Origin of the sequence: Nitrosomonas sp. sh817 (assembly GCF_030908545.1) — a bacterium.
GTDB lineage: Bacteria > Pseudomonadota > Gammaproteobacteria > Burkholderiales > Nitrosomonadaceae > Nitrosomonas.
In genome coordinates this window covers 371,502-384,687 of the sequence record NZ_CP133083.1, presented here as the reverse complement: position 1 = coordinate 384,687, position 13,186 = coordinate 371,502, and the positions used below count along the sequence as shown (strand labels likewise).

General features: G+C 49.8%; 13 protein-coding genes. 8 read left to right on the top strand and 5 right to left on the bottom strand.

Features of this window, described 5'->3' with window-relative positions:
- Positions 1-128: 128 nt before the first annotated feature.
- The 3 genes from dapA to RBH92_RS01865 all read left to right on the top strand — a co-directional run bounded on the left by dapA (position 129) and on the right by RBH92_RS01865 (position 3,273).
- On the top strand, positions 129-1,016 hold the full coding sequence (gene dapA, locus RBH92_RS01875) for a 4-hydroxy-tetrahydrodipicolinate synthase (protein WP_307933015.1): 888 nt from the start codon (positions 129-131) through the stop codon (positions 1,014-1,016).
- Between the two features lies 1 nt (position 1,017).
- Complete coding sequence (gene bamC, locus RBH92_RS01870) at positions 1,018-2,172, top strand: NlpB/DapX family lipoprotein (protein WP_374049945.1); 1,155 nt, start codon at positions 1,018-1,020, stop codon at positions 2,170-2,172.
- Positions 2,173-2,277: 105 nt separating this feature from the next.
- Positions 2,278-3,273: an IS30 family transposase gene (locus RBH92_RS01865; RefSeq protein ID WP_307931565.1), complete on the top strand. Its 996-nt coding sequence runs from the start codon at positions 2,278-2,280 to the stop codon at positions 3,271-3,273.
- 160 nt (positions 3,274-3,433) lie between these two features.
- On the opposite strand, the gene RBH92_RS01860 is transcribed toward RBH92_RS01865, so the two are convergent.
- The 4 genes from RBH92_RS01860 to msrB all read right to left on the bottom strand — a co-directional run bounded on the left by RBH92_RS01860 (position 3,434) and on the right by msrB (position 5,965).
- The gene (locus RBH92_RS01860; RefSeq protein ID WP_292916888.1) at positions 3,434-3,655 is read right to left on the bottom strand and encodes a hypothetical protein; all 222 of its coding nucleotides are present in this window, start codon (positions 3,653-3,655) and stop codon (positions 3,434-3,436) included.
- A gap of 387 nt (positions 3,656-4,042) precedes the next feature.
- A complete protein-coding gene (locus tag RBH92_RS01855) occupies positions 4,043-4,192 on the bottom strand; it encodes a hypothetical protein (RefSeq protein WP_292922798.1) in 150 nt (49 codons plus the stop codon).
- A gap of 124 nt (positions 4,193-4,316) precedes the next feature.
- A complete protein-coding gene (locus RBH92_RS01850; protein ID WP_374049953.1) occupies positions 4,317-5,432 on the bottom strand; it encodes a cupin domain-containing protein in 1,116 nt (371 codons plus the stop codon).
- A gap of 17 nt (positions 5,433-5,449) precedes the next feature.
- The gene (msrB, locus tag RBH92_RS01845) at positions 5,450-5,965 is read right to left on the bottom strand and encodes a peptide-methionine (R)-S-oxide reductase MsrB (RefSeq protein WP_307933013.1); all 516 of its coding nucleotides are present in this window, start codon (positions 5,963-5,965) and stop codon (positions 5,450-5,452) included.
- A gap of 184 nt (positions 5,966-6,149) precedes the next feature.
- On the opposite strand from msrB, the gene RBH92_RS01840 reads away from it, so the two are divergent.
- The 4 genes from RBH92_RS01840 (at position 6,150) to rfbD (ending at position 10,475) form a co-directional block, all read left to right on the top strand.
- Complete coding sequence (locus RBH92_RS01840) at positions 6,150-7,118, top strand: acetyl-CoA carboxylase carboxyltransferase subunit alpha (protein WP_307933012.1); 969 nt, start codon at positions 6,150-6,152, stop codon at positions 7,116-7,118.
- A 1-nt stretch (position 7,119) separates the two neighbouring features.
- Positions 7,120-8,442, top strand: coding sequence for a tRNA lysidine(34) synthetase TilS (tilS, locus tag RBH92_RS01835; protein WP_307933011.1), 1,323 nt, complete (start codon positions 7,120-7,122; stop codon positions 8,440-8,442).
- A gap of 61 nt (positions 8,443-8,503) precedes the next feature.
- On the top strand, positions 8,504-9,559 hold the full coding sequence (rfbB, locus tag RBH92_RS01830) for a dTDP-glucose 4,6-dehydratase (protein ID WP_307933010.1): 1,056 nt from the start codon (positions 8,504-8,506) through the stop codon (positions 9,557-9,559).
- 1 nt (position 9,560) lies between these two features.
- Positions 9,561-10,475, top strand: coding sequence for a dTDP-4-dehydrorhamnose reductase (gene rfbD / locus RBH92_RS01825; protein WP_307933009.1), 915 nt, complete (start codon positions 9,561-9,563; stop codon positions 10,473-10,475).
- Positions 10,476-10,484: 9 nt separating this feature from the next.
- Here the strand turns inward: rfbD and RBH92_RS01820 are convergent, their stop codons facing one another.
- Entirely contained in the window at positions 10,485-11,432 is a 948-nt protein-coding gene (locus tag RBH92_RS01820) for a S49 family peptidase (RefSeq protein ID WP_307933912.1), read from the bottom strand.
- Positions 11,433-11,757: 325 nt separating this feature from the next.
- Between RBH92_RS01820 and RBH92_RS01815 the strand changes: the two genes are divergently transcribed.
- Entirely contained in the window at positions 11,758-13,176 is a 1,419-nt protein-coding gene (locus tag RBH92_RS01815) for an acetyl-CoA carboxylase biotin carboxylase subunit (RefSeq protein ID WP_307933008.1), read from the top strand.
- The last annotated feature ends 10 nt before the right edge of the window (positions 13,177-13,186 follow it).

Genomic DNA, 13,186 nt, shown 5'->3' with positions numbered 1-13,186 from the left:
GGTTTGAATAATAATTCAAATGGTAACTACATCACAGGCAAGCCATCGGCTTGCTTGTGTATTTCGTGAGACCGCTTAATTAATACCAGATTCGGGTAAAATATATTTTTTTGACCGGGAAGTTCGTCATGTTTAAAGGTAGCTTGGTTGCTATCGTCACTCCCATGGATGAAGAAGGTGGATTGGACCTGAGTCGTTTCCGCTCCCTTCTCGATTTCCACATTGAGCAGGGTACCGATGGCGTAGTTGTGGTTGGCACCACGGGTGAGTCACCCACTGTCGATTTTGAAGAACATCACTTGTTGATGCAGATTGCAGTTGACCATGTTGCCGGGCGCATACCGGTGATCGCGGGTACCGGCGCAAACTCAACCCGAGAAGCCATCGACTTATCGATTCACGCTAAGAACGCAGGTGTCGATGCTTGCCTTTCGGTTGCGCCTTATTACAACAAACCCACCCAGGAAGGACTCTACCAACATTTTAAGGCAATCGCTGAGGCCGTTGATATCCCGCAAATTTTATACAACGTACCCGGCCGGACAGTTGCCGACATTCATAATGAAACGGCATTACGTTTGGCTCAAATTCCGAATATTATCGGTATCAAAGATGCAACCGGCGACATCGGCCGGGGCACCGAACTGCTGCAACGCGCTCCACCAGGTTTTGCGGTATACAGTGGCGATGATGCCAGCGGTCTGGCGTTGCTGCTGTTGGGCGCGACCGGTGTCATTTCAGTAACAGCCAATGTCGCGCCTCGCATGATGCATGAAATGTGCATTGCGGCATTCTCCAGCGACCTCAATACCGCACGCGAAATAAATAGCAAACTGTTACGCCTGCATATCGATCTGTTTGTCGAAGCAAACCCTATCCCGGTTAAATGGGCTGTTGAGCAAATGGGATTAATTGGCCGTGGAATCCGTCTGCCCCTGACGCCTTTATCCGAAAAATACCATCAACTTGTCCGTCAAGCGATGAAATCGGCCAGCGTCCAGGAAATAAAGGGATAAGATGTCAAAAATGAATTGGCGCAAGGTAATCGTAACCGCATCAGTATTGCCGCTTTCACTAATCCAAACAGGTTGCAAAACGATTGACCTGTTCCCGGACACGAAAACGATTGATTATAAATCGGCAGGGCGATTGCCTGCGCTGGATATCCCGCCGGATCTGGTGCAGCCGGCCATTGACGAACGCTATTCAATCCCGGAGCTTAGTTCATCGGGTAGCGCTACTTTTTCTTCTTACAATAACGAACGTGGCGGGCAACAAACAACCGGCATGTCCGCGCTGCTGCCGTCATCAATACAAAATGTGCATATCGAACGCTCCGGAACGCAACGCTGGCTGGTAATACCACAGTCTCCCGATCTGGTGTGGCCAGTTGTAAAGGAATTCTGGCAGGAATTGGGTTTCTTAATCAAAATTGAAATTCCGGAAGCCGGAATTATGGAAACCGATTGGGCTGAAAATCGCGCCAAGATCCCTCAGGATTTTATCCGCACTTTTATCTCCACCTTCTTGGACAGCATCTATTCAACAGCCGAGCGAGACAAATTCCGCACCCGCCTTGAACGCAGCGAAACGGGCAATACTGAAATTTATATCAGTCATCGTGGCATGACCGAAACTTTGGAGGGCAATCTCAACCGGTCAGTCTGGCAACCCCGCCCAGCCGATCCCGATCTGGAAGCGGAAATGTTATCACGCCTGATGATGCGCTTTGGTGTGGAAGAACAAAAAGCAAAAATGGAATTATTGACGGGAAGAAGCAGCACCTATGAACGCGCTTTTATCGACAAGGAAGAAACTTCGTTGCTTGTCTATGAAGCGTTCGACAGATCGTGGCGGCGTGTTGGTCTAGCACTGGATCGCATCGGTTTCACGGTTGAAGATCGCAACCGCGAAGAAGGCATCTATTATGTACGTTTTGTTGATCTCAACAAAGATAGCAAGAAAAAGGGCGACGATGAAGGAATTCTTTCGAATATTATGTTCTGGAGAAGCGGTGATAAAGATGACTCAAAAGCAGCGAAATATCGCATCCATGTGCATAATGCAGGAACAAATTCAAGCAACATCACATTGTCGAATGACGACGGATCGGCGGTGAATTCCGTCATGGCCAGCCGGATATTAAAGTTATTGCACGAACAGCTGAAGTAAACAGATGGTGGATTCAAAATTGAAGTGCAACTTTTGTAAGGAAGTTTAGGAAGCAAGCTGCGGTAGTATCGGAGCTTCTTAAACGACCAAGTAGAAGGAGCACAGATGAAGCACTACAAGCAGCTCACCAGCGAGCAACGATACCAGATTTCCGGCTTGAAGAAGGCGGGTTTGAACCAATCGCGAATAGCGGATGCAGTGGGCGTGAGCAAGTCGACGATTTCGCGGGAATTCAGGCGGAACAAGGGTCGGCGTGACTGGTATCCCAAGCAGGCGCAGGAATTACGGAACGAGCGCCGAAAACAATGCGCCAACGCCCAGCGTTTATCAATGTCGGACTGGACGGAAGTTGAGCGATTGGTTCGGCTGGACATGAGTCCGGAGCAAGCGGCCCGTCGACTTGCTTTGGAAAGTGTGTTGCAGATCAGTCACGAGACGATCTACTTGCACATATATGCAGACAAGCGTCGAGGTGGCGACCTGTGGCGGCATTTGCGTTGCCAGAAGCCCCGCAGGAAGCGTTATGCGAGCGGTCAAGAGCGCCGGGGCACGATCAAGAACCGGATCGGCATTGATGAGCGTCCGGGGATCGTGGATCAGAAGAACCGCATAGGCGACTGGGAGGGCGACACCGTAATCGGCAAGAACCATCAAGGCGCATTGGTTACGCTGGCCGAGAGGAAGTCGCGCTACATTCTGGCAGCCCAAGTGCCCGGCAAACATGCATCGGGCGTAACGGCGGCGGTAACGCGATTGCTGCGCCCCCATAAACGCAAGTGCCACACCATGACATTCGACAACGGGAAAGAATTTGCGGAGCATGAAACCATTGCTGCGAAACTCAATGTGGATATCTACTTCGCTCATCCTTATCATTCATGGGAGCGCGGCTTGAACGAGAACAGCAATGGTCTGCTGCGGCAGTATTTCCCCAAGGGAATGGAATTGATTAAGGTGACCCAGGAACAAGTACAATGGGCGGTGGATAGACTCAACCATCGACCGCGCAAGGTGCTTGGATTCAGAACCCCGTTTGAGGTGTTCTTCGGAAAGACGGTGCGCTATACCAAGCCACCGCTAGGTGTTGCACTTCGAAGTTGAATCCGCGGATGCATTCACTATTAACTTCATTCACATTCAACATTCATTAAATCAATTTCATTTCAATCTTTCTAACAACCCATCGAGATCAATGAGAAGAGAAACAAAAAAACCGCCTCGCGGGCGGTTTTTTTTGTGATAGGTGCTTATTAACTATCGATTAGTGGCCTGGCTTGCTTGTTCCACCATAAGGACGCGCATCCGCTCCCTCTTTCAAACAGTTGCCATTTGCATCGATTCCATGTGGACAATCAGGATCTTCCCCACGGAGGGCTCTTTCATAATTTTCTCTTTCGGTTTCAGGTAATGCTTGATTTTTTGCACCACCACAAGCAGATAAGGTCAAGGCAAACAATGCAGCAGCCAGAAGTGAATATTTCATTGTGAATTTTCCTTATAAAAGTTCTTAAAAGTTCCGCAGTATATAACGAGTTTAAACAATCATTCAAGCATATTCATATGCTTAATGAAAAGTCACTCGGTAGACATCTGCTCTTAAGGATTACATCGCTTAGATAAGTAATATCTATTTAAATGACTTCCTTTTTTCTGCGAGTCCATTCTTAACAGCCTGTACCTCAGGTTAAAAATGGAATTTCAAGATCTTGATTGACATTAAATGTAATTAAACGCTTTACTTTCCAATCTATCAATCAATCTGCCACAACCTCTCCAAAAAGAGAGTTTGTGGCCTCGGGAAACACTATTCACAGAACCCAACCACTCGCCATTAAGGACTTACGCGGCTTATCGATTCTGTTCATCCTGTTTATTTCAATTCTTCAGGCTCAGAATCTCTTGGTGCATAAGCTGATGGAGGCGGCTTATCCATTGGATAACCATCCAAGCTTTTTTTGCCCTCACATGCACTTAAAGTCAAAATCGCGAAAGCAATCGCTACAAGTGAAAATCTCAACATCTAATCTCCCATGTTCATCATTTAATTTGCGCTAATAGCATAATCCAACTTTTCGGATTATACAAATTTAGCACTTCTACTTTCATGTGCCATGCACAGGTCTTCCATAAAATACTTATAAAGATCAAATCTTCTGCTTAACGTAGCCATTGAGATACCATTGATAGAGAATTTCCCCAGTTGCTTTATCGATGTTCCCGGGAGACGTTAATTCATAATCATCCGCCAACTCCGTCAATAACCGGCATGCTTCGACACTTCCAGTAAAAATCTCGCCATTGATAAAAAACTTATCGCGGCGGCATAGCATTCTACTTTTTAGATCAAGCTCCAAGCCTTTTTCACGAACCGATCTAACAAAATCACGCAACGGTACCGGCTTTTCAGGTTGTTCAAAAAAAACATGCGGCTTGGGTTCGGAAAGATAGATCCCAAGAAAATCTTCTATATCATTTTGATTCCACTTTATTTTATTGAGGATAGTACGAACCTGCGACAACATTGCCGGACTCAAAACCGATGGATGCGATTGCAATTGCAGATCAGGATCCGCATACCGGCCAGGCGCCGCAACCCGATCCTGCAGAAAAACCAGAAATTGGGTCATCAACTCTTCATGACTGGGAGCGCGGAAACCAATGGAATACGTCATGCAATCGTCCTCCGCGATGCCGTTATGCGCGTATTTGGGAGGCAAGTAGAGCATGTCGCCGGCTTCCAGCACCCATTCTTGTTCCGGATAAAAATTCTTCAAAATCCGTAGCGGCGCATCTTCAATAAAAGCATCATCCAATTGGGCTGAAATCTGCCAGCGTCTCGCTCCAAGCCCTTGGAGCAAAAAAACATCGTAGGAGTCAAAATGCGGCCCGATTCCGCCCCCCTTCGGCGCATAACTCACCATTAAATCATCCAGCCGCGCATGTGGAATAAAACGGAACTTGGATAACAATTCCCGCGCCGATGGCAGAAAATGATTCACATCCTGAACTAATAGAGTCCACTGCTTCTCCGGTAATCTTGCAAAATCCCGATCATCCAACGGCCCATGTTTCAGTTGCCAGCGGCCATTTCTCTGGACAACCAAGCGGGATTGCGCTTCTTCGGAATACGCAAGCGAAATCAACGCATCGCGCGTCAACAAGCCTTTAAAACCCGGCAGCGCATCCCTTATCAACAACGGCTGCTTTTGCCAGTAATCACGCAAAAACACTTTCGGGGCCAAGCCTCCGAGAGAAATCATCTCAATCATTTAGTAATTCAACCTCGCAATCCAGGTAGCGGCTCCGATTGCAATACAAATTGCAGAGCCAAGCCATTATTACACCAACGCTCGCCCCGTGGTAATGGTCCATCTTTAAATACATGCCCTTGATGCCCGCCACAACGGGCGCAATGATATTCCGTGCGCATGAAGATCAATGAATAATCCGGTTTGGTTTCGACATGCCCCGCCACCGGTTGTGTAAAACTAGGCCATCCCGTGCCGCTTTCGTATTTATGCCGGCTCTCAAACAGTGGCAAATAACACGCAGCGCAAATATAAGTTCCTTCCCGGTATTCGCCGTTCAACTCGCTGCTCCCCGGTTCCTCGGTGTGCTCCTCGAACAACACTTGAAATGCCTCGGGCGATAAAAGTTCACGCCATGCATGATGAGATTTTTTCAATGGCCGGATCGTCCCTTGCGCGCCATCACTCGCCATCGCTTGAGAGGATAACCATGCCGGAAAAAACGGTAATACCACAATCCGACGAAGAAATGCGCGCCGTTTCATTGCAAATTGCTCCTTGATAATTGATGCAAAAAGAAATAATTCTACTGTATCCGCAGCCCATCCATTTTACTGGAATAGCTTCACAAAACCCGCAAACAGAATCACCCGGTTTCGCTTTACTCGCCATGCAGATTTATGGACAAATCCTGTATCATCACACTTTTAGATTTTTATCCCAGTCCACATGAAAATCACTTTTCTGGAATTTGAGCAGAATATTGCAGAATTTGAATCCAAAATCGAAGAATTACGCTTTGCACAAGACGATTCGGCGCTCGACATTTCAGCAGAAATTGCTCGCTTACAGGCCAAAAGTCTCTCTCTGACAAAAAACGTCTACGCCAAACTGACACCCTGGCAAATTTCACAAGTCGCGCGACACCCGCAGCGGCCCTATACGCTGGACTATATCGAGCATCTGTTCACCGATTTTGAAGAGCTGCACGGCGACCGTAATTTTGCCGACGACCATGCCATTGCCGGCGGGTTAGCGAGATTCAATGGTCAGACCGTGATGGTAATCGGTCACCAAAAAGGACGGGACACTCGTGAAAAAATTTTTCGCAACTTCGGCATGCCCAAACCGGAAGGTTATCGCAAAGCACTGCGCTTAATGCGCTTGGCGGAAAAATTTTCAATCCCGCTGATTACTTTCATCGATACACCAGGGGCTTATCCGGGTATCGATGCCGAAGAGCGCGGACAATCGGAAGCCATCGGTAAGAATCTTTATGTACTGGCGGAATTGCGAGTACCCGTCATTTGCGTCATTATCGGCGAAGGCGGCTCCGGTGGTGCTTTAGCCGTGGCCGTCGGCGATGTCATCCATATGCTGCAATATGCCACGTACTCGGTCATATCCCCAGAAGGTTGCGCGTCCATTTTATGGAAAAGCGCCGACAAAGCACCGGAGGCTGCTGAAATCATGGGCATTACCGCCGACCGGTTAAAGGCAGTGAATCTAATCGACAGTATCATCAGCGAACCCATCGGAGGGGCGCATCGTGATTATCCGGCGATCATGCAATCCGTCAAAAGTGTTCTACAAGAATCCTTGCGCAAACTTCAAGATCAATCGATTGAAACACTGTTGGAAAGGCGTCTGGATCGGCTCATGACATATGGCGCATTCAAGGAAGTCAAAGTCGATTAACTTGCTGTGTCATGTTCAAGCAGTATTACATACACATATCAAACCCGATGACCGGTTAGCCATCGCCTTGAGCGGCGGCGTCGATTCCGTTGTCTTGCTGCATGCGCTCTACACACTTTCCGGAGAAATTCCTTTTTCGCTCACCGCCGTGCACGTCAACCACGGCATCAGCCGCAATGCGCCACTCTGGAGCCAATTTTGCAGCGACCTCTGCCGCAGCTACGGCATCCCGATCAATATCGCTTGTCTGCAACTCAACAAGGAAAGCGGTATCAGCCTTGAAGCGCTTGCCCGGGAAGAACGCTATCGTATTTTCAGCCGCACGCAAGCCGACTATGTGGTTTTAGCCCATCATCTGGATGACCAAGCGGAAACATTATTGCTGCAATTACTTCGCGGGGCCGGAATCAAGGGTCTGAGCGGCATGCCTTGGATCAGAAAGCAACCGGGCGTTGCCGCGCCGCAACTATTGCGGCCATTGCTAGAAGTCACGCGGGGTCAGATTGAAGCTTATGCGCAGCAGCATCGATTGAAATGGATTTACGATGAAAGCAACGATAGCATCGCCTACAACCGGAATTTCCTGCGCCACGAGATCCTGCCGGTACTAAAAAAGCGTTACCCTGGTTATGGCAAGACCCTGCTGCGTACCAGCCGCCACTTATCCGAAGCTTCGCAATTGCTGGATGAATTGGCGGAAATCGACAGCACAGATTGCCTGGTATCGGGAAAACTGGCAGTCGACAAGATGCGCGCACTCAGTTCTTCGCGTGCGAAAAATTTATTGCGTCACATACTGAATCAACAGAACATAACGCTTCCCAGCACGGTGAAACTGGAAGAAATATTGAAACAGCTATTATCGTCAAGTACGGATAGTCAAATCCATATCCGTTTTGGCGATACCGCCATTCGTTGCTTTAAAGGACTGATTCACATTTTCCCGGAAGAAGTTACTCTGCAAGCACCACGGCCTTCGCAATTCATCTGGCAAGGGCAATTACCGCTGACACTGACACACCTGGATGGCACCGTCAGCTTTACCGAAACCGGATCGCAAAGCATCGATCCGCAGAAAATCTTAAACCAATCAATCGCATTACGTACCCGCCAAGGCGGCGAACATTTCAAGCCAGCCTGCAATCGCCCTACCCGTAGCCTCAAAAATTTGCTGCAAGAGGCGTCGATTCCACCTTGGCAACGCCGCATCCTACCGCTGCTATTTTGTAACGACCGGCTGATTTGGGTGCCGGGAATCGGTATCGATTGCGATTTTCAAGTAAAATCGGGTGAAACTGGGATCTTGCCTATCTGGAATTCTTAGTAGAAAAGCCTATTGCTAACAACCAATTGTATTAACTTCGCCACAATCTAGGACATTCAACATGATTTTAATTACCGGAGGCGCCGGATTCATCGGCAGTAATTTTGTGCTCGACTGGCTGGCGCAAACCGGCGAACCCATCGTTAATCTGGATAAACTGACGTACGCCGGTAATTTACAGAATTTATCGTCGGTATCCGGAAATACGCAACATATCTTCGTGCAAGGCGACATCGGCGATACGCAACTGATATCGCAACTGTTGGCGCAGCATCAACCGCGCGCGATTATCAACATGGCGGCGGAAAGCCATGTGGATCGCTCGATTCATGGCCCGGAAGACTTTATTCAAACCAATATTCTCGGTACCTTCCGCTTGCTGGAATCGGTCCGGGCTTATTGGTCTGCATTGGAACCCGCCGCCCGCGCCAATTTCCGCTTTCTGCACGTATCTACCGACGAAGTTTACGGTTCGCTAGAAAAAAACGAACCGGCATTCACCGAAACGCATGGCTATCAACCCAATAGCCCGTACTCTGCGAGCAAGGCTTCCAGCGATCATCTGGTGCGCGCTTATCACCACACCTACGGACTGCCGGTGCTGACCACCAATTGTTCAAATAACTACGGCCCTTTCCAGTTTCCGGAAAAATTGATTCCGCTGATGATCGCTAACGCCTTGGCAGGAAAACCACTGCCGGTTTACGGCGACGGCTTGCAAATCCGCGATTGGTTGTACGTGATCGATCACTGCCGGGCCATCCGCCGTGTGCTGGAAGCCGGTATACCAGGCGAAACCTATAACATTGGCGGCTGGAATGAGAAAGCCAATATTGAAATCGTCAACACGGTTTGCACGCTGCTCGAAGAATTTCACCCCGGCTCCGATTTCAAGCGTCTGATCACTTACGTCAAAGACCGGCCGGGGCACGACCGCCGCTATGCGATCAATGCGCAGAAAATTGAGCGCGAACTCGGTTGGAAACCGGCTGAAACCTTCGATACCGGTATTCGTAAAACCATCGAATGGTACCTGAACAATCCGCAATGGATTCAAGACGTTCAAACCGGCGCGTATCGCTCCTGGCTGGAAAAAAACTATAACGGCCGGCAGTAATATGAAAATTCTGCTATTCGGTAAAAGCGGTCAGGTCGGCTGGGAATTGCAACGCAGCCTAGCGCCGTTAGGCGAGCTCGTTGCACTGCATTCAAGCAGCACAAACTTATGCGGTGATTTCCGCGATCTCTCCGGGATTCAAGAATCTATCAGAACTATCAAGCCCGGCGTTATCGTCAACGCTGCAGCTTACACCGCAGTCGATAAAGCCGAACAGGAACCGGAACTGGCAAGGACGCTGAATGCTGAAGCGCCCGGACTGCTGGCGCAAGAAGCCAAGCGATTAAACGCCCGGCTGATTCATTATTCCACCGATTATGTGTTCAACGGCAACGGCGGCCGGCCGTTTGTTGAAACCGATCATCCGGAACCGTTGAATGTTTATGGCCGGACCAAATTGGAAGGTGAACGGAATATTCATGCAGCAGGTTGTGAATATGTCATTTTCCGCACCAGTTGGGTTTACGCAACCTTCGGCAATAATTTTATCAAGACCATGTTGCGGCTGGCGCAGCAACGGGATTCGCTCAAGGTCGTCAACGACCAAACCGGCGCACCAACCGGTGCGGAATTGATTGCCGACATCACCGCTTATACGCTGCTAATGCTGCAGCACCAAACGTTCGCCGGCGGTATCTATCATTTGACAGCGAAGGGTTACGCGTCATGGTTCGAGTATGCCAAGCTGATCTTGACTCAGGCGGAAACAGTAAACTTTCCCCTTAAAATGAACCCCGGCAATTTACAGCCCATACCGAGCCGCGAATTCCCGCTCCCCGCGCAGCGTCCGCTTAATTCGCGATTGAATACCGGCAAGCTGGAGCAGGCTTTGGAATTACAACTGCCCGATTGGCAAACCGGCGTTCAACGGACGCTAACGGAAATCCTCAACAAATCAGATTTGTTACCGGGCTGATCACCACAATCACTTAAGCGACCAGAATCCGTTTTCCAACAGAAAATTCATCGCAATCTGGCCGAAGCGTTTGGAAAACACATCCGCAAATCCCTCACGCGGTGAGAAATCGACCAGCGTTTCCGCTTCGATCACTTCGCGGGCGACGTATTCGGCGCTACCGAGCGCATCGGCAAGCCCCAAATCGATACTGCGTTGTCCTGTCCACACAATGCCGCTGTATAACTCCGGTGCATCCTTTAATCGGTCTCCCCGGCCATTTTTTACTACTTGAATGAATTGCTCGTGTATTTCGCGCAATAGCGTCGCCGCATGTGCTTTTTGGGTCGGATCCAGCGGCGAGAAAGGATCAAGGAAGCCTTTATTTTCACCGGATGTCAGCAGCCGCCGCTCGATACCTAACTTATCCAGTGTGCCGGTAAAACCGAAACCGTCCATCAAAACACCGATCGATCCGATCAAACTCGCCTTATCGACATAAATTTTATCCGCTGCTGCAGCCACATAATAGCCACCGGATGCGCAGATATCGCCGACCACCGCATAAACCGGAATTTCCGGATATTTAGTGCGCAACCGGCGAATCTCATCATTGATATAACCGGCTTGAACCGGGGTCCCTCCAGGGCTATTGATGCGCAAAACCACGCCCTTGGTATTTTTGTCCTCAAATGCCGAACGCAGACTCGAGTTAACCTTGTCGGCACTGTTCATGCCATTGGGAACTATCATCCCTTGCAAATCGATAATCGCCGTATGTTTTTCCGGGATCCGCACCTTGCCGTCCTCAATCCAGCCCATTGCAACGAATAGCAACAGAAACAGATAAACGAACGTGAGCAACTTAAAAAATATCCCCCATCTGCGAGCACGCCGCTGTTCCCGCAATGACGACAGCGCAAGACTCTCCAGTAAATCCTTTTCCCAACCCTCTTTTTTTACTTCCGGTTCCGCCATGATGATCGTTCCACAAACCTTATTCAAAGAAATTTCTTAGCCGCTGAAACAATGCGTTTCTGATCAACTAATCGATATATCGCTTTCATTTTATACCATTTTCTGTTTTGCCAGATTATGAAACAAATAAGCTTTTACGAACTTGTTTGATATTTAAGAATTTTTTATAGGAAAAACCGCCGGTCAGCGCCCGATTCCAGCGCCAATCCGGGTGCCCGGATGGAAGCAATTCATCGCCGATGGAACCTGCAAAACAGAATGTCGGATAAAATACCGGAATTGATCGAGTAGAATATGCCCGATCGCCACTAAAAAAATTAAACCTATGCTACGCAAAATTCTTATTGCCAATCGCGGTGAAATTGCGGTTCGCATCATTCGCGCCTGTGCTGAAATGGGCATCCGCTCAGTCGCCGTCTATTCCGAAGCCGACCGCTTTGCGCTGCACGTCAAAAAAGCCGACGAATCGTATTGCATCGGCAGCGAGCCGATGGCGTGCTATCTGAATATTCATGCGTTGGTCGATCTGGCGCTGGCAACCGGTTGCGACGCGATTCATCCGGGCTATGGATTTTTGTCCGAGAACGCGCAATTCGCCCGCGCCTGCAAGGAACGTGGATTGATCTTCATCGGCCCCACGCCGGAAGTCATCCATCGCATGGGCGACAAAACCGAAGCGCGCAATGCGATGATCGCCGCTGGAATTCCGGTCACGCCGGGATCGGACGGCAATCTGCACTCGGTCGGCGAAGCCTTGCAAGTCGCGGAGAAAATCGGTTACCCGGTGATGCTGAAAGCCACTTCCGGCGGCGGCGGGCGCGGCATCCGCCGCTGCGACAATGCGGAAGAGCTGAAACGCAATTACGACCGGGTGATTTCCGAAGCGACCAAAGCTTTCGGCAGCGCCAATGTGTTTCTGGAAAAGTGCATCGTCAATCCGAAGCATATCGAAGTGCAAGTGCTCGCCGATCATCACGGCAACGTGATTCACCTGTACGAGCGCGATTGTTCGATCCAGCGCCGCAACCAGAAACTCATCGAGATCGCGCCGTCGCCGCAACTGGATGAAGCACAACGCCAGTACATCGGCGGCCTGGCGGTGATCGCGGCAAAATCGGTCGGTTACACCAACGCAGGCACGGTGGAATTTCTGCTCGACGACAACGACCGGTTTTATTTCATGGAAATGAACACGCGCGTGCAGGTCGAGCACACCATCACCGAAACCATCACCGGCGTCGACATCGTCGAGGAGCAAATCCGCGTCGCCGCCGGCTTGCCGCTGCGCTCCAAGCAAGACGAAATCGTGCGGCGCGGCTTCGCCATTCAATTCCGCATCAACGCCGAAGATCCGAAAAACAATTTTCTGCCGAGTTTCGGCCGCATCTCGCGCTACTATGCACCGGGCGGCCCGGGCGTACGCACCGATACCGCGATTTACACCGGCTACGAGATTCCGCCGTTTTACGATTCGATGGTCGCCAAGGTCATCGTCAGCGCGTTGACCTGGGAAGATGTCATCAAGCGTGGTCAGCGCACGTTGCGCGACATGGGTTTGTTCGGCATCAAAACCACGATTCCGTACTATTTAAAAATTCTGAAGCACCCGCAATTCCGCAGCGGCAAATTCAATACCGGTTTTGTCGAACAAAACCCGAATCTGATCAATTATTCCGATAAACCCCGCCCGGAAGTGCTGGCAAGCGTGATCGCCGCGGTGGTCGCGTCGCATACCGGCTTATAGCCGCGGACAA